Source organism: Saccharopolyspora taberi, assembly GCF_039534165.1.
Taxonomy (GTDB): domain Bacteria; phylum Actinomycetota; class Actinomycetes; order Mycobacteriales; family Pseudonocardiaceae; genus Saccharopolyspora_D; species Saccharopolyspora_D taberi.
This window is the reverse complement of the sequence record NZ_BAAAUX010000011.1, coordinates 296,440-316,767: the sequence shown is the minus strand read 5'-3', so window position 1 is coordinate 316,767 and position 20,328 is coordinate 296,440. Positions and strand designations below refer to the sequence as shown.

Here is a 20,328-nt window from a genome sequence, read left to right as displayed (position 1 = left end):
ATCCATACAGGACTGTATGGATGTGAGGCTAGGGGTGATCAGCGGGTGGAGTCAACTCCGGGCGCACCGGGGCATCACGAGTACTGGGCGCGGTACTGGTCCTCGAATTCCTCAAGGGTCCTGCCCCGGGTTTCGGGGACCAGCGTCGCGACGAAGACGATGCCCAGCAAGCCGATTCCGGCGAAGACGAAGAACGTCGGCGCGATGCCCAGCGCGGCGACCGCGGGCGGGAAGCCGAAGGTGACGCCCGCGTTGGTCAGCCACAGCACGAAAACGCACCCGCCCATGGCGAAACTCCGGATCCGGAGCGGGAAGATCTCGGAGAGCATGAGCCACACCAGCGGGCCGAGCGTGCCCTGCATCGAGAACACGAACGCCACGACGAAGACCAGGACGACGTAGGGCTTGGCCGCGGTGTCGGGCAGCAGCGTCGCCGACGCTCCGATGAGGACGTGGAACGTGGTGATCAGTGCGAAGCCGCCGATCAGCATGGCGCGCCGGTCGATCCGGTTGATCAGCAGGATGCCGACGCTGACGCCGAGGACGCTGAACAGGCCGTTGGCGGTGTTGGCGATGATCGCGCCGTTGCTGGAGAACCCCGCCATCTGGAGCAGCTGCGTGCCGTAGTACATGATCGAGTTGATCCCGGTCAGCTGCTGGAAGATCCCCAGCGCGGCACCGATGAGCACCAGCCGCCGGATCCAGCGGGAGCCGAGGTCGAACCAGTTCCCGGTCCGGGACTGCCGTTCTTCCTCGGCAAGCGCGTGGACCTCGGCCATCTCGGCCTCCGCCCGCCGCGGCGGGCGCAGTTGCTTGAGCACCGCCAGCGCGTCGTCGTCGCGGCCACGGGACGCGAGCCAGCGCGGGCTTTCCGGGAGCCGGATCATGCCGACGAGCAGGGCGATCGCGGGCAGCACCGCCACCACCAGCATGTAGCGCCACACCGAGGTGTGCTCGCCCCAGACGTTGATGATCAGCGCGTTGACGACGAAGGCCGCGAACTGGCCGGACACGATCATGACCTCGTTGCGGGACACCAGGCTTCCGCGGCGCTCCACCGGTGCGACCTCGGCGAGGTAGACCGGCACGGTGGTGGAGGCGCCGCCGACGGCGAAGCCGAGCACGAAGCGGAACAGCGCGAGCAGCTGCCAGGTCGGAGCCAGGGCGCAGCCGAGGGTGCCGACGATGAAGATCCCGGACAGCAGCAGGATGTTGTGCCGCCTGCCGTGCCGGTCGGCGAGCCTCCCGCCGACCGCCGCACCGAGCGCGGCGCCGAAGATCAGGATGCTCACCACGAAGCCCTCGGTCACCGGCGTGAGGCCGAGATCGGCCTTCATCGGGTCGAGCGCGCCGTTGATGACGCCCGTGTCGTAGCCGAAGAGCAGCCCGCCGAACGTGGCCACGACGGCGACCATGCCCAGCCGCGCGGTGTGCGGCCCGGAGCCTTCGGCGGGTGGTAACGGATGTCTGTCGTGCGTTCCGGTTCTGCTCATCGGTTCGACCCTCCGTCGTGGGTTGCCGGCTCGTGCAGTTCGATGGCGTTGCCCGAAGGGTCGCGGAGGAACGCCTGCCTCGCGCGTCCGACCCTGGTTGGTTCACCGACCGCGATTCCGCGATCTCGCAGCAGGTTCCGCGCCGCGTCCAAATCGGACACCCGCAGTGCGAAGTGCTGCCCGGCCGCCGGTGGCGGATCGCCCTCGATGAGGTGCAGCTGGCGGTCGCCGAGGTCGAGCCAGGCGCCGCGCACACCGGAGTCCGGCCGGTCGATGCGCGGGCGCAGGCCCAGCCCGTTGACGTAGAAGTCCAGCGCGTCGTCGAGGTCTGCGACCATCAGCGACACGTGGTGGATCTCCAGCGGGCCCATCACCGCTCCGCCGCGGCGGCGAGGAGGTTCTTGGCGGCGAGGGCGAGCCCTTCGGTCCGGGAGTAGGCGGCGTCCTCGTGCTCGATGTTGACGGCCATGTCGGGGTCGACCTCGGCCAGCGCGTTGAGGAACTCGGCCCAGTAGGCGGTGTCGTGGCCGACGCCGACCGCGACGAACTTCCACGCGGGGTTCTCCGGCCAGGAGTTGCACCAGAAGCCGATCCCGGTCGGCACCTTGCCGGGGGCGTCGGCGGGAACCCGCTCGAACGAGCTGTCGAGCACGCCGCGCACGTCGACCCCGGGGCAGATCATCGCGTCCTTGGCCGCGGCGTGGAACACCAGCGGCCCGAGGTAGCGGATGCAGGCGGCCACGTCCATGCCCTGCCACATCAGGTGCGAGGGGTCCATCTCGGCGCCCACGTTGGTCGCGCCGGTCAGCTCCACCAGCTTCTTCAGCGTCACGGGGGAGAACACCAGGTTGTGCGGGTGCATCTCGACGGCCACCCGGACGTCGTTGGCGCGGGCCAGGGCGTCGATCTCCTTCCAGAACTCCACCGCGACGCCCCACTGGTAGTCCAGGACGTCCAGGTAGACGCCGTCCCACGGGTTCACCACCCAGGACGGGTACTTCGCGCCCGGGTCCGAGCCGGGGGTGCCGGACATGGTCACGACGTTGCCGATGCCGAGCAGGCCCGCCAGCCGGATGGTCCGGCGCAGGTCGTCGGCGTGTTTGGGGCCGACGCCGGGCAGCGGGTTGAGCGGGTTTCCGTTGCAGTTCAGCCCGGTCAGCTCCATGCCCCGCGACGCGAAGGTCTCCAGGTAGTCCCGGCGGGCGCGCTCGGAGGACAGCAGGAGGTCGACCGGGCAGTGCGGAGCGGGGATGAAGCCGCCGGTGTTGACCTCCACCGACGTCAGTCCGTTCGCGGCCAGCAGGTCGAGGGCTTCCTCCAGCGTCCGGTCGTGCAGGCAGGCGGTGTAGGCGCCGAGCTTGAGCGGCATGGTCGTGTCCTTTCGTCTTTGCGGCGTAGGGGAATCAGTCGATCTCGACGGCCGAGCCACGGCTTCCGGCGGACCGGACGACGGCCTGGGTGATCCGCATGGTGCGCAGCGCGTCGGCGAACGAGGCGCACGCCGGAAGGGGGTCCGGCGTCCCGCTGACCTGGTCGAGGAAGGCACGGCACTGGTAGACGAACATCTCGGCGTTGCCGCCGCCGACACCCGGCGCCTCCATCGGGTACCCGCCCGCGAAGTAGGGCAGCTGCGGACCGGCGATGACCTGCCGGGCGCCTCGGGTCCGGGCCTCGGGCTGGGCGTCGTCGAAGACGTACTCGGCGGGCCGGTGCCAGTCGAACGAGGCCCGGCCGGACAGCCCGCAGGCGTCGAAGGCGAGCCCGTTGGGCAGGCCGAAAGCGGTGCGCGACACCGAGAACGAGCCGGTGAGCCCGGAGCTGAACCGGGCGGAGAACACCGCGGAGTCCTCGTTGTCGACCTCGCCCACCTCGTCGCTGACCGGTGCGGCGTTGTGCCCGACGACCGCTCCCAGCGGCAACGGCCGCTTCGGGATCTGCGTCGACAGCGCACCGCCGGAGACCGACGTGATCGGCCCGCAGACGTACTCGGCCACGTCGATGACGTGCGCGCCGATGTCGCCGAGCGCGCCGCTGCCGGGGCCGCCCTTGAACCGCCAGCTCAGCGGGCTGCGCGGATCGGTGGCGTAGTCGCACCAGTAGCGGCCGTTGAACAGGGTCAGCTCGCCCAGCTCGCCGCGCCGCACGTGGTCCCGGATCGCGGTGATCGCCGGGGACCGGCGGAAGGTGTAGCCGACCGCGGTCACCACCTCGGCGGTCCGCTCGGCGGCGACCATCGCCTCGGCGTCGGCCATCGACCCGGCCAGCGGCTTCTCGCAGAGCACGTGCTTGCCCGCGCGGATCAGCGCTTCGGCGATCGGGCGGTGCAGCGCGTTGCCGACGACGATGCTCACCGCGTCGATCGACGGGTCGTCGGCGATCTCCTCCCAGCTCGCCACGGCCTTCTCGTAGCCGTAGCGGCGCGCGGCGTCGGCCGCGAGCTCGGTGTTGGCGTCGGCGACGGCCGCCAGCCGGATTGGCGGCAGACCGGCGCCGAAGACGGTGTTGACCTGGCGGTAACCGGCGGCGTGGCTGCGCCCGGCCATGCCGGCGCCGATGACCGCTACGGACAGTGGCTGCTTCGACATCGTTGCGGCTTCTTTCTGCGTCCGCGACCGCGCTCGGCCGCTGCGGGAATGCCTGTTCAGAAGGGAGCCCTCGGCGCGATCGCCGGGTGTGGGACCGGTGGCTCCGGTCCGCTACCAGAACGTTCAGGTAGCCTGTGACGGCAAACACTAGGCAGCCATGGTGCGTATGTCAAGACAAAGTTCCGGGCTTGTTTCCGGTGCGAGGAGAGGTGTCTCGGGTGGCGAGCAAGAACGGGCGGACGGGCAAGAGCGGGCGGACGACGATCGTCGACGTGGCGCGGGCGGCGGAGACCTCGGTGGCTTCGGCGTCGGTGGCGCTGCGCGGCGAGCCGGGTGTCTCCGAGCGGACCCGCGCCCGGATCCTGGAGGTCGCCGAACGCCTCGGCTACCAGCCCGACCAGCGCGCCCGGCTGCTCCGCGAGCAGAAGTCGCGCTTGCTCGGGGTGACGTTCTCGGTCCACCAGACCTTCCACGCGCAAGTGGTCGAACACCTCTACCGAGCCGCGGACGCCCGCGGGTACGGGCTCGTGCTCAGCGCCACGACCCCGGGCCGGGCGGAGCCGGAGGCGGTCGGCAACCTGCTGCGCGACCGGTGCGAGACGCTGATCCTGGTCAGCCCGGAGATCAGCGAGCAGCGGCTGGCGGAGCTGACCACGCGCGCGTCGGTGGTGACGATCGGCTCGGATCTGCGGGTGGACGGGGTGGACTCGCTGCGCTCCGACGACCGCCAGGGCATCACCGACGCGGTGGCGCACCTCGTCGGTCTCGGGCACCGGGCGATCACCTACGTCGACGGCGGAGCCGTGGTGATGGGCCGGACCAGGCGGGACGCCTACCTCGACGCGATGCGCGCGCACGGCCTCGAACCCCGCGCGATCAGCGGGAGCCCCACCGAAGAGTCCGGAGTGGACATCGCGACCCGGATGCTCGGCGGGGCAGGACCGCTGCCGACCGCGATCCTCGCGCACAACGACATGATCGCGATCGGCGTCCTGCTCACCCTCCGCGCCGGGGGAGTGGCCGTCCCGGACGACGTCTCGGTGGTCGGCTACGACGACACCAGGATGGCGGCGCTGGCCTCGATCCGGCTCACCTCGGTCAGCCAGGACGCCGCCCGCCTGGCCGAAACCGCGGTGGAACGCGCCGTGCTGCGCGTCGAGAATCCGGCTGAGGCAACGGAAATCGTTACTCCCGCCAAGCTCGTCGTCCGGGAGACCTCCGCGCCGCCTCAGCCCAGCCGGGAGAAGACCCCGTCCAGGTAGGCCAGGCTGCGCGCGGTGTCCCGGCGGGGAACGTCGACCGGGGAGCGCTCGTCCAGCGCGGTGTCCTGTTCGAGCACGTACCAGCCCCGGTAACCGGCGTCGTGCACCGAGCGGACCATCGACTCGGTGTCGACGTCGCCGTCCCCGAGCGGGACGAACAGGCCCTCCGCGACCGCGGCGGCGAACGGGACCGCCCCGGCGCGGACCCGCTCGGCGAGGTCGGACCGCACGTCCTTGAGGTGGATGTGGCCGATGCGCGCGGGGTGCCGCCGGGCGAGCGCGACCGGATCGGTCCCGCCGATGAGCAGGTGCCCGGTGTCCAGGCACAGCGGCATCGGCGAGTCCGCGATGAACCGCTCCACCTCGGCCTCGGTCTCCACGTGGGTGCCGACGTGCGGGTGCAGCACAGTACGCAGCCCGTGCGCCGCGACCGCCTCGGCGATGCGGTCGGCGGTCTCGACGAGCGTGCGCCACTGCTGGTCGTCGAGCTCGGGCCGCTGGTCGTAGCCTGCCAGGCCGGTGGCCGCGGCGAGCACCACGACCTCCCCGCCGCAGCGGGCCATCCGGTCGGCCGACTCGTCCGCCGCGTCCACGGCCGCTTGCGCGTTTTCCTTGTCGTGCAAGGCAACCGCGAGGAACCCGCCGACCAGGTCCAGGCCGTGGCGGCCCAGCGCCGTGCGCGGATCGGACAGGTAGCCGGGCGGTCCGAGCTCGGTGGCCCGCAGGCCCAGCGCGGCCATCTCGGCGAGCACGTGGTCGGCCTCCAGCACCCGGCCCCAGCCGGGAACCTCGCAGACGCCCCAGGAGATCGGGGCCGCGGCGACCTTGAACCCGGCGCTCACGCGACCACCTCCGTCTCGACCCGCACCGGTGCTCCGGTCCGCGTCGACTCCTCGCACGCCTCCGCCAGGCGCAGGCTCACCAGGCTCTCCCGGGGCGGCGACGGGTTGGCCGCGCGGCCCGCGATCACGTCCAGGAACACCTTCATCTCGTTCACGTACGCGTCGTGGAAGCGATCGGTGAACGACTTCCAGGGATCGCTCGGCCGCGGGCCTTCGACGGCGTTCAGCGGGGTGCGCTCGTCCAGCCCCGCGGACAGGGTGTCCCCGCCCGCGAAGACCTCCAGCCGGCAGTCGTAGCCGACCGGATCGTGCCGGGACGCCGACAGCAGCGCGTGCGCACCACCGGCGAAGCGCAGCGAGACGACGGCGTTGTCCACGTCGCCGACGTCCTCGAACGCGGAGTCCACCAGCACCGAGCCGGAAGCGTAGACCTCGGTCACCGGCTCGCCGACCAGCCACGGCACCGCGTCCAGGTCGTGGATCAGGCAGTCCCGGAACAACCCGCCGGAGGTCGCGATGAACTCGGCCGGCGGCGGCAGGTGGTCGTTGCACACCGCGCGGACGAGGTAGACCTTCCCGGCCTCGCCGGAGCGCAACCGCCGGTGCAGCTCGGCGGTCGCCGGGTCGAAGCGGCGCTGGAACCCGACCAGCACCGGTACGCCGGACGCCTCGATCTCGTCGACCAGCGTCCCGGTGGCGGCGAGGTCGGGTGCGAGCGGCTTCTCGCACAGCACCGGGGTTCCGGCGGCGATGGCCCGGCGCACCATGCCGGGATGGGTGTCGGTGGGCGTCGCGACGAGCACGCCGTCGGCCGCGACCAGATCGTCCACTGCGTCCACCGCGACCGCCCGGCCGCCGAGCGACTCCGCCGCCGCGGCGGCCCGGCCGGGTGCCGGGTCGAAGAGCACGAGGCGATCGACCTCGTCCAGGGCGGCGAGGTTCGCCGCGTGCATGGAGCCGATCCGGCCGACCCCGGCTACTCCGATCTTCATCCGCCACTGACCTCGATTCTTCTGGGAGGAAAGGATTAGAGCGCTCTAACGCTTGGTGCGGTCCCATGCTGTAAGCTGGTTCACGCCGGTGTCAACCCCGGGTTTGGGTGTCAGACCCGGGTGGCGGGAGGAGTTCGGCGTGGCGCGGCCGACGATGGAGGACGTGGCGGCCCGCGCCGGGGTTTCCCGGGCGCTGGTCTCACTGGTCATGCGGGATTCGCCGAAGGTCAGCCCCGAGCGCAGGGACGCCGTGCTGGCGGCTGCCGAGGAGCTCGGCTACTCCCCGCACGCCATGGCGCGCTCGCTGGCCTCGCGCACCTCGACGGTGCTCGGCGTGATGATCTCGGACCTGCACAACCCGTTCTTCGCCGAGATCGTCGACGGCCTGGACGCGGTCGTGCGCGGCGAGGGCTTCGAGCTGATCATCAACACCGGCGGGCGCAGCGCCGCGCGGGAGCGCAAGGCCGTCGCGGGGCTGCTGTCGTTCCGGCCCGCCGGGCTCGTGCTGCTCGGGCCCGCGGTTCCCGCGTCGGGGATCGCCGCCGCGGCGGACAAAGCTCCCGTGGTGCTCGTCGCGCGCGACTCACGTCTGTCGACTGTGGACACCATCAACGATGACGGCAGGGCGGGTTCCGAGCTGGCCGTCGACCACCTGGTGGCGCTCGGCCACACCCGGATCGTGCACCTCGACGGTGGCCACGGATCCCAGGCCGCGGTCCGCAAGCGCGGTTACGTCGCGGCCATGCGCAGGCACGGCCTGGAACCCGTGGTGCTCGCCAGCGAGTACACCGACAGCGCGGGAGCGAAAGCCGCGGGACAGGTCCTGGAGCGGTTCGACCCGCTGCCCACCGCGATCGTCGCCGCGAACGACTTCAACGCGGTGGGCGCGATCTCCGCGCTCGACGAGGCGGGACTGCGGGTGCCGCGGGACATCTCGGTGGTCGGCTACGACAACACGTCGCTGTCCGCGCTCGCCCACATCGGGCTCACCACGGTCGACCAGCCGCGCCGGGAGATGGGCAGGCTCGCGGCCGAGGCGCTGCTGCAACGGATCCGGGGAGCCCGCGCGGAACCCGTCCGCCACCTCCTGCAACCGAGGCTTGTCCTGCGCGGCACCACCGCGGCGCCGAGGGACTGACCGTCAGCGGCTTTCCGGAACCTTGACGGCGAGCACCGGCACATCGGCGTTGAGCAGGAGTTGCTGGGCGAGGCTGCCGAGCACCAGCTTGCCGACCGGAGAACGCCTTTTCATGCCGATGACGAGCAGCTGCACGTCTTCGTGGTGCTCGTCCAGCAGGTTCAGCACGTGCTCGGCGACGTCGACGCCGGGCTTGCGTTCCAGCACCCGGGCGTCGACGCCTGCGGGCAGGCCGTCGACCGGGCGGAGGCGGAGGTTGGCCACCAGCAGGCCGGTGCCGCGCAGGGCGGCCTCGGCTGCTGCGGTGCGCAGGGCGACGTCGCCCTCTTCGGAATCGGTGACCGCGACCAGAACGGACATCGTCAGCTCCCCTGGACGACGGGACGGGTGTACTTGGTGCGCAGCTCCTCTTCGAGCCCTTCGAGGGAACGGCCGCGCGTCTCGGGAACCCACCTGGCCACGAACGTGATGGCCACGATCCCGAGCCCGACGAAGATGAAGAACGTGTTCGAGATGTTGAGCGCGTCGACGAGCACCGGGAAGGTCATGCCCACCAGGAAGTTCGTCAGCCACAGCGTCAGGCCGGCGACGCCGAAGCCGAAACCGCGCAGCTTGAGCGGGAAGATCTCGGACAGCATCAGCCAGGTGACCGGCGAGATGGCGCCCTGCTGGAAGGCCAGGAACGTCACGGTCAGGCCGAGGACGATGAACGCGCGGCCGGTGCCTTCGGGCAGCGCCAGCGAGACCACGCCGACCAGCAGCAGCGCGCAGGTCGTGCCGATCTGGCCCGCGAGCAGCATCGGGCGCCGGTTCACCTTGCCCAGCAAGTAGATCCCGGCGAAGGTGGCCAGCACCGAGATCACGCCGTTGGCGATGTTGGCCAGCAGCGCGCCGTTGGCGGAGAAGCCGGAGGTCTGCAGGATCTGCGTGCCGTAGTACATGATCGTGTTGACGCCGGTGATCTGCTGCACGACCGCGATGCCGAGCCCGACGAGCACCAGCTTGCGGATCCACGGCGTGGCCAGGTCCCGCCAGCCGCCGGTCTGCGACTGCCTGTCCTCGACGGCCAGTCGCCGGACCTCGGCGAGCTCGGATTCCGCCCGCTGCGCCGGGCGGACCTGGCGCAGCACGTCGAGCGCTTCGTCGAAGCGGTCCTTGGAAGCCAGCCAGCGCGGGCTTTCCGGCATCACCAGCATCCCGAACCACAGCACCACCGCTGGCAGCGTCGCCACCACCAGCATCCACCGCCACACGTGCGCGCTGTCGCCGAGCGCGGCGGCGATCCCGGCGTTGAAGGTGAAGGCGAGCAGCTGCCCGGAGACGATCATCAGCTCGTTCTGCGTGACCAGCCGCCCGCGCCGTTCCGCGGGGGAGATCTCGGCCAGGTAGGTCGGCACCGTGACCGAAGCACCGCCGACCGCGATGCCGAGGACGAACCGGGAGACGACCATGACCGCGGTGGTCGGGGCGAAGGTGCAGCCCAGCGTGCCGACCAGGAAGATCCCGGCCAACAGCAGGATGTTGCGGCGCCTGCCGCGCCGGTCGGAGAGCCTGCCGCCGACGACGGCGCCCAGCGCCGCGCCGAGCAGCAGCGAGCTGGTGACCAGCCCCTCGGTCACCGGGGTCAGGCCGAGGTCGGTGGTCATGAAGGGCAGGGCGCCGTTGATGACTCCGGTGTCGTACCCGAACAGCAGGCCGCCGAAGGTCGCTATCAGGGTGACCACGCGCAGCCTGCGCGTGTGCGGGCCCTTGGTTTCAGGTGGGACGGACGGCGTTGTCGTCTCGCTCTGGGGGGAAGGCATCGTGCGGAAGTCCTTCGGGTGTGGCCGGCTGCGCTGCCGGTCTCGTGCGCGGCGGGCGTCGGCGGATCGCGGGGACGCCGTGGGCGGAGGTGGCCGCATCGGTCGGATGGTCGGCCTTCGGCCGCCTCGGCCTGTTGCGCGCTACTGTTGCGCAACAGTGCCCGCAACTATGGTGCCGATCACACGAGTTTGTCAAGACATCTCGACATTGATGGAAACGAGGGGCGCCTTGACCGATCGAGAACCGCGGACCCGCCGCCCGACCATGGCCGACGTCGCCGCCCGGGCCGGGGTGTCGCGCACCCTGGTGTCGTTGATCTTCCGGAACGAGCCCGGGGCGGGCGAGCGGACCCGCGAGCGCGTGCTGCGCGCGGCCGACGAGCTCGGCTACCGCCCGGACAGCGCGGCCCGGCTGCTGGCGCGGGGGCGGAGCCGGACCATCGGCGTGGTGGTGCGGATGGACCAGCCGTTCCAGGCCGAACTCGTCAACGGGATGTACCCGGAGGCCGAACGGCTCGGCTACGACGTCCTGCTGTCGGCCAGCGGCCCCGGGCGCGACGAGCGCACGGCCGCCGACGCGTTGCTCGGCCACCGCTGCGAGGCGCTGATCCTGCTCGGGCCGAAGGCCGACGCGCGGTTCCTCCCGGAACTGGCGGAGAACGCGGTCGTGGTCACCGTCGGCTGCCGCGTCCCGGGCGCGCGGGCCGACAGCGTCCACACCGCCGACGCCAGGGGGATGGGCCAGGCCGTCGACCACCTGGTGGAGCTGGGGCACCGGCGGATCGCCCACGTCGACGGCGGCCGGGACCCCGGTTCGGCGGACCGGCGCCGCGGCTACCGCAGCGCCATGCGGCGCCGCGGACTCGGGGACGAGATCCGGGTGGTCAAAGGCGCGCACAACGAGGACGCCGGCATGGCGGCCGGGCGCGCGCTGCTCGACGACGGCCCGCTGCCCACCGCGCTGATCGCCGGGAACGACCGCTGCGCGATGGGCCTCATGCACGTTCTGCGGCGGGCCGGTGTGGAGACGCCGGGGGACCTGTCGGTCGTCGGCTACGACGACAGCCGCCTCGCGCACCTGTCCCACATCGACCTCACAACGGTGCACCAGGACGCCGACCGGATGGCGGTGCACGCCGTGCGCGCAGCCGTGCACCGGCTGGAGAACCCGGGCGACGATCCGCGGGAGATCGTCGTGGAGCCCAGGCTCGTCGTGCGCGGCACCACCGGTCCCTGCGGCGTCACCAGCTCTTGACGTACTCGCCGATCTTCTCGCGCATGAACAGCGACGACTCGCGGGCGCGGTCCTCCCAGGCGAACACGCAGGCGACCATGATCCCGTCGAAGCCGTTGTCCTTGAGGGAACCGAAGAACTCGTCCCAGTCGACCTCGCCCTGCCCGATGTCGAGGTGCTGGTGGATGCGCGCCGGGGAGCCCGGCGGGTTGACGATGTAGCGCAGCCCGGAAGACGCGGTGTGGTCGAAGGTGTCGGCCACGTGCACGTGGGTGAGCAGGTCCCCGGCGCGCTTCATGATCCCCGGTGCGTCGTTGCCCATGTGGAAGGTGTGCGGAGCGCAGTAGAGGAACTGCACGTTGGGCGAGTTGATGCCGCGCACCATGTCGACGGCGACGTGGCCGTCCTCGACGAAGTCGTCCGGGTGCGGTTCGAGCTTGAGGGTGATGCCCTCGCGCTCGAAGACCGGCAGCAGCTCCTCCATCGAGCGCCAGAACTGGCCCTCGCTGCGGTCCGGTGACTCCGGGCGGCCGTTGAACTCCGAGACCATGACGTCGACGCCGAGATCGCTGGTGATCTGGATGGCGCGCTTCCAGTAGCGCACAGCGGCCTCCCGCTGCTCGTCCTCCGGCCCGGACCACCGGTACAGCGGCAGCACCGACGCGACGCCGACGCCCGCGGCGTCGAGCTCCTTGCGGAACTGGCGGACGGTCGCGTCGTCGACGCGGGGATGTTTGAAGAACGGCAGGAAGTCCTCGCGCGGGGACAGTTCGATCCACTCGTAGCCGAGCTCGGCCACCAGGCGGGGGAGTTCGAGCAGCGGGGTGAACCGGAACATGTGCGGGTCGAGTGCGATTTTCACGGTGACTCCTAGGAAAGCGGGTCAGGCGTAGAAGCCGGGGCGGTCGGCGAGCTCGACCTCGGTGCGGGCGCCGGTGGTCTGCGCGAGCACCCCGGCCTCGCACGCCGCCGCGGCGGCGTAGCCGTCCCAGGCGCCGGCGGCGGCGGGGTCGACCCCGCCCTGGCGCGCGGCCCCGGCCCAGCGCTGGAACTCCTGGTCGAAGGCGGTGCCGAAGCGGTCCCGGAAGTCGGCGGTGACGTTGCCGCCCCAGCGCCCGCCGTGGTGCACGACCGGGCCGCTGTCGGCGCCGACCAGCGCGGTGCCGTGCTCGCCGACCGCCTCGCAGCGCACTTGGTAGCCGAACCCGCAGTTGACGAAGATCTCGACGTCGACCAGCACGCCACCGGTGGTTTCGACGGTGACCACCTGCGGGTCGATCAACCCCTCCGGGGCGGCGGCCGACGACCGCGGCCAGCGCACCGACACGGCGGCGATCTCCTGGTCGAGCAGCCAGCGCGCGGTGTCGAACTCGTGCACCACCGAGTCGAAGATCATCATCTGGCTGGTGAACCCGGGCGGGGTCGACGCGTTCCGGTGCACGCAGTGCAGCAGCAGCGCGCGGCCGAGATCACCGGCGTCGAGCATCCGCTTCAGCTCGACGTACTCCGGGTCGAAGCGGCGCATGAACCCGACCTGCACCAGGTGCTTGCCGCGCGCCTCCTCGGCTTCGACGACCCGCAGCGAGGACTTCGAGTCGGGGGTGAGCGGTTTCTCGCACAGCACCGGGACACCGCGCTCGATGGCCGCGAGCAGCAGCGGCTCGTGCACGACCCCGGGCGAGGCGATCACCAGCGCGTCCACATCGGACGCGTCGATCACGGCGAACGGGTCGTGCTCGGCCCGGGCCGCGGCGCCGTCGGCGACCTGCCGCGCGCGGTCGACGTCCGGGTCGCCGACGGCGACCAGCCGGGCGCCGCTGATGCGCTCGTGGATGCGGACGGCGTGGTCGGCGCCCATCTTCCCCGCGCCGATGAGACCGATCCGCAGATCCTGGTCGCTCATGGAATCCTCCTGAGAACTTGTCGTCGCACTCGTCTTGTTTGGCGGTGCGGGTGGCGGAACCTCGGCGGGTGCCGGTTGCGTGCTGCTGCGCCGCTTCAGCGGCCGGCGCCGCAGCGGGTGAGGTAGTCGCGGGTCCGCTTGGCGATGGGCAGCGGGACGTCGGGGGCGACCGGGTAGAGGTCCTGCTCGACGATCGCGAACAGGTCGGCGTCGAGGTTCTCGGTGGCCTTGATGATCGGCTCCAGCGCGGGCACGCCCGCGGGCGGCTCGCACATCACGCCGCGCTGCACGGCGGGACCGAACGGCAGGTCCTCGGCCCGCACGTCGGCCAGGACCGCCGGGTCGACCTGCTTGAGGTGCAGGTAGCCGATGCGGTCGGGGTGCTTGTTGATCAGTTCGAGGTTGTCCCCGCCGCAGTAGGCGATGTGGCCGGTGTCCAGGCAGAGCGTGACCAGGTCCGGGTCGGTGCTGTCCAGGAACCGCTCGACGTGCTCCTGGGTGTCGACGTGGCTGTCGGCGTGCGGGTGGAACTGCAGCTGCACGCCGTACTCCTCGTGCAGCGCCCGCGCCAGCCGGTCGGTGCCCCGGCCCAGCGCCGTCCACGACTCGTTGCTCAGGGTGCGGTCCTCCAGCTGCTCGCCGGTGGCCGGGTCGCGCCACATGTCGGGGATGACGACGATGTGCTTCGCGCCCAGCGCGCTGGTCAGCTCCGCGACCTGCTTGACGTGCTCCCAGGTCTCGGTCCACACGTCACCGCGGTGGAAACCGGTGAAGCAGGTCCCGGCCGACAGCGTCAGGCCGCGGATGCCGAGTTCGTCGCGCAGCTGCTCCGGGTCGGTTGGCAGGTATCCGTAGGGGCCGAGTTCGATCCACTCGTAGCCGGCCTCGGAGACCTCGTCGAGGAAGCGGTGCCACGGGGTCTGCCGGTCGTCCTCCGGGAACCAGACGCCCCAGGAGTCCGGTGCCGAACCCACTCGCAGGCGGTTGCCGTTGCTCATCGATGCCCTTCCCCCGAAGGGACGGCGACGCCGGACCCGTCGGGTGTTCAGGTGGGGGAGATGGTGTTGTCCGGGCGGGATCTGCTCGCGTGCTCGGCTCGGTGACCGGCCGGTGGACGTGGCGGAGAGCCCTTCGCCGTTCGGTAGCCGGTAGTTTTCACCGCCGAAACAACCCCTGTCAAGAAATAGTCCTGACATATTTACGTTCTGAGCAACCGGCGCGCGTGCGGGCCGCGGCGACCGCGGGCGGCGCGGGCTTGGGGTCGGTGGAAGGCGCGGGCCGGGTGGGTCGGGCAGGGGGCAAGCGTTCGGGCGGCGCAGGCCGGGGCGACCGGCGCGAGCGACCTGTTGATCTTGCAGGCGTCGCGAATCGGCGCACCGGAGCCACCGCTCAGCCCGGCGTGCTCAGAAGCCGCCGCGCCCCACCGTGCTCAGGAGTCGCCGCGCAGCGAGAGGTCGAAGGAGTACCGCGACGCGCGGTACACGTGCGAGCCGTACTCGACGACCTTGCCCGCCTGGTCGTAGGTGGTGCGCTCCATCGTCAGCAGCGGCGCGCCCACGGGCTCGTCGAGCAGTTCGGCGTCGGCTTCGGTGGCCACGCGCGCGCCGATCGTCTGGTGCGCGGCGTGCAGCGTCACTCCGGCGCCGCGCAGCAGCTGGTAGAGGCCGCGCTCCTGGAGCAGGTCGTCGTCGGGCTCGATCAGGCCCGCGGGCAGGTGGTTGCGCATCCGGGCGATCGGCTCGCCGCGCGCGTAGCGGACCCGCTCCAGGTGCAGCGCGCTGTCCTGCTCGGAGATCCCGAGGATGTGCGCGATCTCGGGGGAGGGCGTGATGATCTCGTTGGTGAGGATCCGGGTGGTGGGCTGCTGGTCGATCCGGGCTAGGTCGTCGAACAGGCTGCTCAGCTCCAGCGAGCGCTTGACCCGGTTGAACACCACCTGCGTGCCCGCCCCGCGCTTGCGCACCACGAGCCCCTTGTCGACCAGGGAACCGATCGCCTGCCGGATCGTCGGGCGGGACAGCCCGAGCTGGGCCGCCAGCTCGACCTCGTTGTCCAGCCGCGCGCCGACGGGCAGCGCGCCGGAGTCGATGGCCTCCTCGATCTGGGTGGCCACCTGGTAGTACAGCGGCACCGGGCTGCGGTGGTCCACGGAGATCTGGGTGGCGGGATCCCACGAGGACTCCGGGGATCGGCGGCGGGTCGAGGTCACCTCCCCACGATATCAAGCTCCCCACGATATTAGGACCAACGGACGTGATTAGGTAAGTATGTACTGACAAAGTCTTGACAGTCGTTCCGGCCGCCGAGTAGACAGGAACCACCACGCGTTCCGGCCGCCCGGCGGCCCGCGATCTCCCGGAGGTCTCTGGCATGAGCAGCCCGTTCGACGTCATCACGATGGGCCGCATCGGGGTGGACGTCTACCCGCTGCAGACCGGTGTTCCGCTGCCGCAGGTCGAGTCCTTCGGCAAGTACCTGGGCGGCACCGCGACCAACGTCGCGGTGGCGGTCGCCCGGCTCGGCCACCGCAGCGCGGTCATCAGCCGCACCGGGGCCGACCCGTTCGGCGAGTACGTCCACCAGGCGCTCCGGGACTTCGGCGTCGACGACCGCTGGGTGAGCCCGGTCGAGCAGTACCCGACGCCGGTGACGTTCTGCGAGCTGTTCCCCCCGGACGACTTCCCGCTGTACTTCTACCGCCAGCCCAAGGCGCCGGACCTGGAGATCCACCCCGGCGAGCTGGACTACGACGCGGTCGCCGCCGCGCGCATCTTCTGGATGACCGGCACCGGCCTGGCCGAGGAGCCCAGCCGGGCCGCGACGCTGGCCGCGCTGCGGCACCGGGCGAAGCGCGGCACCACCGTGTTCGACCTGGACTGGCGGCCGATGTTCTGGGCCGACCACGACGAGGCCCGGCACTGGTACCGGGAGGCGCTGCCGCACGTCACGGTCGCGGTCGGCAACCTCGACGAGGTCGAGCGCGCCGTCGGCAGCCGCGATCCGGAGAAGGCCGCGGAGCTGCTGCTGGAGGCCGGGGTGGAACTCGCGGTCGTCAAGCAGGGGCCGAAGGGCGTGCTCGCCCGCACCCGCGACGCGGAGGTCGTCGCGCCCCCGGTGCCGGTCGAGGTGGTCAACGGCCTCGGCGCGGGCGACGCCTTCGGCGGGGCGCTGTGCCACGGCCTGCTGCTGGGCTGGCCCCTGGACCGGACGATGCGGTTCGCCAACGCCGCCGGAGCGCTGGTCGCCTCCCGCCTGGCCTGCTCGTCGGCGATGCCGCACGAGAACGAGGTCGAGGCCCTGCTGTCCCCGAATTCCGATCGCTCCAGCGGCGAGGAAAGCGAGCACCGTGTCTGATCTGAGCATCACCGACCTCACCTGGGTGCGGGCCACCCGGCCCGAGGCGATCGCGGAAGCGGCGGCGGCCCGGACCCGGCGGCCCCTGGTCGGCGAGAACGGCCGCCTGATGATCGTGGCCGCCGACCACCCCGCGCGCGGCGCGCTGGGCGCGGGCGCCAACCCGCTGGCGATGGCCAACCGCGCCGATCTGCTGGAGCGGCTGTGCGTCGCGCTGGACCGGCCGGGCGTCGACGGCGTGCTCGGCACCGCCGACATCCTCGAAGACCTCCTGCTGCTGGGCGCGCTGGAGAACAAGGTCGTCATCGGGTCGATGAACCGCGGCGGCCTGGCCGGTGCGTCCTTCGAACTGGACGACCGGTTCACCGGGCACCGCGCGGCCGACATCGAGCGGCTGCGGTTCGACGCCGGGAAGCTGTTGCTGCGCCTGGACGTCACCGACCCCGGATCGCTGAACACCATGCACGGCGCGGCGAACGCGGTCAACGAGCTGGCCGAGCGCGGCCTGATGGCCATGGTCGAGCCGTTCATCTCGCACCGCGTCGACGGCAGGGTGCGCAACGACCTGTCGGTGGAGGCGGTCGCGCGCTCCATCGCGATCGGCTCCGGGCTCGGCGGCACCTCGGCGCACACCTGGCTGAAGGTGCCGGTGGTCGACGACATCGACCAGATCGGCCGCGCCCTGGAGACCACGACGCTGCCCACGGTCCTGCTCGGCGGGGAGGTGTCGGCCGACCCCGACGCGACCCGCGAGCGCTGGCACAAGGCGCTGCAGCTGCCCAACGTGCGCGGCCTCGTCGTCGGCCGCACGCTGCTGTACCCGCACGACGACGACGTCGCGGGCGCCGTCGACGCCGCGGTGGGTCTGTTGTGACGGCCCCGGTGACGGCGGGGACCCCCGCACCCCGAGAGCTTGGAGGATCAGCGTTGACTGACAAGCGTTTCCACCATCCCGCCGGCACGGCGGCGCGCGGTGACTACTCCACGTACGTGGACCCGGAGTCGGCGGGCTGGGGCTACTCGTCGCTGCGGGTGCTCGAACTCGGAGCGGGCGGGCGGCACGAGCTGGCCACCGGCGAGAGCGAGTGGATCGTGCTGCCGCTGGCGGGCAGCTGCACGGTGGTCTGCGACGGCGAGGCGTTCGAACTCGCCGGGCGCAAGAGCGTGTTCGACGGCGTGAGCGATTTCGCCTACGTGCCAAGGGATGCGCAGGTGCGGATCAGCAGCGAGGCCGGCGGCCGGTTCGCGCTGACCGGAGCCCGGTGCGAGAACCGGCTGCCCGCGCGCTACGGCCCGGCCTCGGGCGTGCCGGTCGAGCTGCGCGGCGCCGGGCAGGCCAGCCGCCAGGTCAACAACTTCGGCGCGGCGGGGGTGTTCGAGGCCGACCGGCTGATCGCTGTGGAGGTGCTGACCCCGGCCGGGAACTGGTCGTCCTTCCCGCCGCACAAGCACGACGAGGAGCGCGAGGGCGAGTCGCGCCTGGAGGAGATCTACTACTTCGAGCTCTCCGCCGCGCACGGCACACCCGGCGTCGGCTACCAGCGGGTGTACCCGTCCGGCCCGGACCGCGAGACCGACGTGCTCGCCGAGGTCCGCAGCGGGGACGTGGTGCTGATCCCGGACGGCTGGCACGGCCCGTCGATGGCGGTGCCCGGTTACGACATGTACTACCTGAACGTGATGGCCGGTCCCTCGCCGGAGCGGGCTTGGCTGATCTGCGACGACCCCGCGCACGCGTGGGTCAGGGACACCTGGGCCGACCAGCCCGTCGACCCGCGGCTGCCGCTTTACACGGCGCCGGCAGACCCGGGTGCGGGTGTCCCGCAAGACACAGTGGAGGGCCGATGACCACCCGCAGGCTGACCGTCGCCCAGGCCCTGGTCCTGTTCCTGGCCAACCAGCACACCGAACGCGACGGCGACCGGCAGCGGCTGATCGCGGGCTGCTGGGGCATCTTCGGGCACGGCAACGTCGCCGGCATCGGGCAGGCGTTGCTGGAGCACGAGGACCGCATGCCCTACCTGCAGGGCCGCAACGAGCAGGCGATGGTGCACGCGGCGGTGGGTTTCGCCCGCCAGCGCAACCGGATGTCGACCTACGCCTGCACGACCTCCATCGGGCCCGGCGCCACGAACCTGGTCACCGGCGCGGCGCTCGCCACCGTGAACCACCTGCCGGTCCTGCTGCTGCCCGGCGACGTGTTCGCCACCCGGCCCGCGGACCCGGTGCTCCAGCAGCTGGAGGTGCCGCACGCGCGGGACGTCTCGGTCAACGACTGCCTGCGGCCGGTCTCGCGCTACTTCGACCGGATCTGGCGGCCGGAGATGCTGATCCCCTCGGCGCTGGACGCGATGCGGGTGCTCACCGACCCGGTCGAGACCGGCGCGGTGACGCTCGCGCTGCCGCAGGACGTGCAGGCCGAGGCCCACGACTGGCCGGAGGAGTTCTTCGCCGAGCGCGTCTGGCGGGTGCACCGGCCGGTGCCGGACCCGCGGTCGGTCGCCGACGCGGCGGCGGCGATCCGGGCGGCGGAGCGGCCGCTGATCATCGCGGGCGGCGGGGTCCACCACAGCGGCGCGGAGGACGCGCTGCGGGCGCTGGCCGACAGCACCGGGATCCCGGTGTCGGAAACGCAGGCCGGGCGCGGCTCGCTGCGCTTCGACCACCCCTGCGAGCTGGGTTCCATCGGGCACACCGGCACCTCGGCCTCCGACGACGTGGCTCGGCAGGCGGACCTGATCATCGGCATCGGCACCCGCTACTCCGACTTCACCACGGCGTCGCGGACCCTGTTCGCCAACCCGGACGTGCGGTTCGTCAACATCAACATCACCTCGCTGGACGCCCACAAGCAGGCGGCGGCCCCGGTGATCGGCGATGCGCGGATCGCCCTGGAACAGCTGGCCGAAGCGCTCGGCGGGCATCGGGTGGCCGAGGAGTACGTGGCGGAATACCGCGCGGGCGCCCGGAAGTGGGCCGATGTCGTCGACCGGACCACGCGCGCCGCGACCGGCGGCGAACGGCCCGGGCAGGCCGAGGTCCTCGGCGTCCTCGACGAGGTCCTTGAGGACCGCGACGTGGTGGTCAACGCGGCGGGCTCGATGCCGGAGGACCTGAACAAGCTGTGGCGGGCCAAGGAACCCCGGCAGTACCACGTCGAGTACGGGTTCTCCTGCATGGGCTACGAGATCCCGGCCGCGATCGGCGCCCGGCTGGCCGATCCGTCCCGCGAGGTGTTCGCGCTCGTCGGCGACGGGACGTACCTGATGATGCCGACCGAGCTGGTCACCGCCGTGCAGGAAGGCATCAAGATCAACCTGGTGCTGGTGCAGAACCACGGCTACGCCTCGATCGGCGGGCTGTCCGAGAAGGTGGGCGGCGAGCGTTTCGGCACCGCCTACCGCTACCGCGACACCGACGGCACCTTCACCGGCGAACCGCTGCCGGTGGACCTGGCGGCGAACGCGGAAAGCCTCGGCATGCGGGTCCTACGCGCATCCACTGTGGACGAATTGCGCGCTGCGCTGCGCACCGCCCGCGAAGCCGAGCACCCGACCGCGGTCTACGTCGAAACCGACCCGGCCAAGGCGCAGCTGCCACCGGAGGCGTGGTGGGACGTGCCGGTGGCCGAGATCTCCACCCGTGAAAGCACCCGGCTCGCGCGCAAGCGCTACGAGGACCAGGCGCGCGGACAGCGCCACCACCTGTGACGAATCGTGAGGG

19 protein-coding genes are annotated in these 20,328 nt (G+C 71.6%); 7 read left to right on the top strand and 12 right to left on the bottom strand.

The features are described from left to right. Positions 1-74: 74 nt before the first annotated feature. The 4 genes from ABD691_RS10550 to ABD691_RS10535 are packed head-to-tail and all read right to left on the bottom strand — an operon-like array spanning position 75 to position 4,078. Entirely contained in the window at positions 75-1,493 is a 1,419-nt protein-coding gene (locus tag ABD691_RS10550) for a sugar porter family MFS transporter (RefSeq protein WP_344679384.1), read from the bottom strand. Continuing rightward, positions 1,490-1,864: a VOC family protein gene (locus ABD691_RS10545; RefSeq protein ID WP_344679383.1), complete on the bottom strand. Its 375-nt coding sequence runs from the start codon at positions 1,862-1,864 to the stop codon at positions 1,490-1,492. The genes ABD691_RS10550 and ABD691_RS10545 overlap by 4 nt, the downstream gene beginning before the upstream one ends. Beyond that, entirely contained in the window at positions 1,864-2,862 is a 999-nt protein-coding gene (locus ABD691_RS10540) for a sugar phosphate isomerase/epimerase family protein (RefSeq protein ID WP_344679382.1), read from the bottom strand. Before ABD691_RS10540 ends, ABD691_RS10545 begins: the two co-directional genes overlap by 1 nt. 34 nt (positions 2,863-2,896) lie before the next feature. Then, positions 2,897-4,078: a Gfo/Idh/MocA family protein gene (locus tag ABD691_RS10535; protein ID WP_344679381.1), complete on the bottom strand. Its 1,182-nt coding sequence runs from the start codon at positions 4,076-4,078 to the stop codon at positions 2,897-2,899. A gap of 218 nt (positions 4,079-4,296) precedes the next feature. Between ABD691_RS10535 and ABD691_RS10530 the strand changes: the two genes are divergently transcribed. Next, complete coding sequence (locus tag ABD691_RS10530) at positions 4,297-5,340, top strand: LacI family DNA-binding transcriptional regulator (RefSeq protein ID WP_344679380.1); 1,044 nt, start codon at positions 4,297-4,299, stop codon at positions 5,338-5,340. Here ABD691_RS10530 and ABD691_RS10525 read toward each other — a convergent pair. Beyond that, on the bottom strand, positions 5,307-6,182 hold the full coding sequence (locus tag ABD691_RS10525) for a TIM barrel protein (protein ID WP_344679379.1): 876 nt from the start codon (positions 6,180-6,182) through the stop codon (positions 5,307-5,309). The genes ABD691_RS10530 and ABD691_RS10525 overlap by 34 nt on opposite strands. Further along, entirely contained in the window at positions 6,179-7,174 is a 996-nt protein-coding gene (locus ABD691_RS10520; protein ID WP_344679378.1) for a Gfo/Idh/MocA family protein, read from the bottom strand. Before ABD691_RS10520 ends, ABD691_RS10525 begins: the two co-directional genes overlap by 4 nt. Positions 7,175-7,313: 139 nt before the next feature. On the opposite strand from ABD691_RS10520, the gene ABD691_RS10515 reads away from it, so the two are divergent. Then, positions 7,314-8,312, top strand: a complete 999-nt coding sequence (locus tag ABD691_RS10515) for a LacI family DNA-binding transcriptional regulator (RefSeq protein ID WP_344679377.1) — start codon at positions 7,314-7,316, stop codon at positions 8,310-8,312. 3 nt (positions 8,313-8,315) lie between these two features. Here ABD691_RS10515 and ABD691_RS10510 read toward each other — a convergent pair whose 3' ends face one another. Both ABD691_RS10510 and ABD691_RS10505 read right to left on the bottom strand, forming a co-directional pair. Beyond that, positions 8,316-8,672 (bottom strand): universal stress protein, encoded by a 357-nt coding sequence (locus ABD691_RS10510; protein ID WP_344679376.1) that lies wholly within the window; start codon positions 8,670-8,672, stop codon positions 8,316-8,318. A gap of 2 nt (positions 8,673-8,674) precedes the next feature. Continuing rightward, positions 8,675-10,213, bottom strand: coding sequence for a sugar porter family MFS transporter (locus ABD691_RS10505; protein ID WP_344679375.1), 1,539 nt, complete (start codon positions 10,211-10,213; stop codon positions 8,675-8,677). Between the two features lie 130 nt (positions 10,214-10,343). Between ABD691_RS10505 and ABD691_RS10500 the strand changes: the two genes are divergently transcribed. Next, positions 10,344-11,369: a LacI family DNA-binding transcriptional regulator gene (locus tag ABD691_RS10500; protein ID WP_344679374.1), complete on the top strand. Its 1,026-nt coding sequence runs from the start codon at positions 10,344-10,346 to the stop codon at positions 11,367-11,369. Here the strand turns inward: ABD691_RS10500 and ABD691_RS10495 are convergent. The 4 genes from ABD691_RS10495 to ABD691_RS10480 all read right to left on the bottom strand — a co-directional run bounded on the left by ABD691_RS10495 (position 11,356) and on the right by ABD691_RS10480 (position 15,460). Further along, the gene (locus tag ABD691_RS10495) at positions 11,356-12,210 is read right to left on the bottom strand and encodes a sugar phosphate isomerase/epimerase family protein (RefSeq protein WP_344679373.1); all 855 of its coding nucleotides are present in this window, start codon (positions 12,208-12,210) and stop codon (positions 11,356-11,358) included. The two genes, ABD691_RS10500 and ABD691_RS10495, sit on opposite strands and share 14 nt — an antisense overlap. A 21-nt stretch (positions 12,211-12,231) precedes the next feature. Continuing rightward, entirely contained in the window at positions 12,232-13,251 is a 1,020-nt protein-coding gene (locus ABD691_RS10490; protein WP_344679372.1) for a Gfo/Idh/MocA family protein, read from the bottom strand. Positions 13,252-13,346: 95 nt separating this feature from the next. Then, positions 13,347-14,249 carry a sugar phosphate isomerase/epimerase family protein gene (locus ABD691_RS10485; RefSeq protein WP_344679371.1) on the bottom strand — a complete coding sequence of 301 codons (903 nt, stop codon included), beginning with the start codon at positions 14,247-14,249 and terminating at the stop codon, positions 13,347-13,349. 431 nt (positions 14,250-14,680) lie between these two features. After that, positions 14,681-15,460: a GntR family transcriptional regulator gene (locus tag ABD691_RS10480; protein WP_344679370.1), complete on the bottom strand. Its 780-nt coding sequence runs from the start codon at positions 15,458-15,460 to the stop codon at positions 14,681-14,683. A 161-nt stretch (positions 15,461-15,621) separates the two neighbouring features. Here ABD691_RS10480 and iolC point away from each other — a divergent pair, with 161 nt between their 5' ends. From iolC to iolD, 4 genes are read left to right on the top strand one after another with little or no spacing between them, the layout of a single operon-like run. After that, on the top strand, positions 15,622-16,605 hold the full coding sequence (gene iolC / locus ABD691_RS10475) for a 5-dehydro-2-deoxygluconokinase (RefSeq protein ID WP_344679369.1): 984 nt from the start codon (positions 15,622-15,624) through the stop codon (positions 16,603-16,605). After that, positions 16,598-17,479 (top strand): Cgl0159 family (beta/alpha)8-fold protein, encoded by an 882-nt coding sequence (locus ABD691_RS10470; protein WP_344679368.1) that lies wholly within the window; start codon positions 16,598-16,600, stop codon positions 17,477-17,479. Before iolC ends, ABD691_RS10470 begins: the two co-directional genes overlap by 8 nt. Positions 17,480-17,532: 53 nt before the next feature. After that, positions 17,533-18,453 (top strand): 5-deoxy-glucuronate isomerase, encoded by a 921-nt coding sequence (iolB, locus tag ABD691_RS10465; RefSeq protein WP_344679367.1) that lies wholly within the window; start codon positions 17,533-17,535, stop codon positions 18,451-18,453. Then, positions 18,450-20,315 carry a 3D-(3,5/4)-trihydroxycyclohexane-1,2-dione acylhydrolase (decyclizing) gene (gene iolD, locus ABD691_RS10460; protein ID WP_344679366.1) on the top strand — a complete coding sequence of 622 codons (1,866 nt, stop codon included), beginning with the start codon at positions 18,450-18,452 and terminating at the stop codon, positions 20,313-20,315. The genes iolB and iolD overlap by 4 nt, the downstream gene beginning before the upstream one ends. The last annotated feature ends 13 nt before the right edge of the window (positions 20,316-20,328 follow it).

What these genes read in the sequence shown, in the direction of transcription:
- ABD691_RS10490 (WP_344679372.1), bottom strand. Translation starts at nt 13,251, where the DNA reads ATGAGCGACCAGGATCTGCGGATCGGTCTCATCGGCGCGGGGAAGATG.
- ABD691_RS10485 (WP_344679371.1), bottom strand. Translation starts at nt 14,249, where the DNA reads ATGAGCAACGGCAACCGCCTGCGAGTGGGTTCGGCACCGGACTCCTGG.
- ABD691_RS10535 (WP_344679381.1), bottom strand. Translation starts at nt 4,078, where the DNA reads ATGTCGAAGCAGCCACTGTCCGTAGCGGTCATCGGCGCCGGCATGGCC.
- iolC (WP_344679369.1), top strand. Translation starts at nt 15,622, where the DNA reads ATGAGCAGCCCGTTCGACGTCATCACGATGGGCCGCATCGGGGTGGAC.
- ABD691_RS10550 (WP_344679384.1), bottom strand. Translation starts at nt 1,493, where the DNA reads ATGAGCAGAACCGGAACGCACGACAGACATCCGTTACCACCCGCCGAA.
- ABD691_RS10505 (WP_344679375.1), bottom strand. Translation starts at nt 10,213, where the DNA reads ATGCGGCCACCTCCGCCCACGGCGTCCCCGCGATCCGCCGACGCCCGC.
- iolD (WP_344679366.1), top strand. Translation starts at nt 18,450, where the DNA reads ATGACCACCCGCAGGCTGACCGTCGCCCAGGCCCTGGTCCTGTTCCTG.
- ABD691_RS10520 (WP_344679378.1), bottom strand. Translation starts at nt 7,174, where the DNA reads ATGAAGATCGGAGTAGCCGGGGTCGGCCGGATCGGCTCCATGCACGCG.
- ABD691_RS10540 (WP_344679382.1), bottom strand. Translation starts at nt 2,862, where the DNA reads ATGCCGCTCAAGCTCGGCGCCTACACCGCCTGCCTGCACGACCGGACG.
- ABD691_RS10510 (WP_344679376.1), bottom strand. Translation starts at nt 8,672, where the DNA reads ATGTCCGTTCTGGTCGCGGTCACCGATTCCGAAGAGGGCGACGTCGCC.
- ABD691_RS10545 (WP_344679383.1), bottom strand. Translation starts at nt 1,864, where the DNA reads ATGGGCCCGCTGGAGATCCACCACGTGTCGCTGATGGTCGCAGACCTC.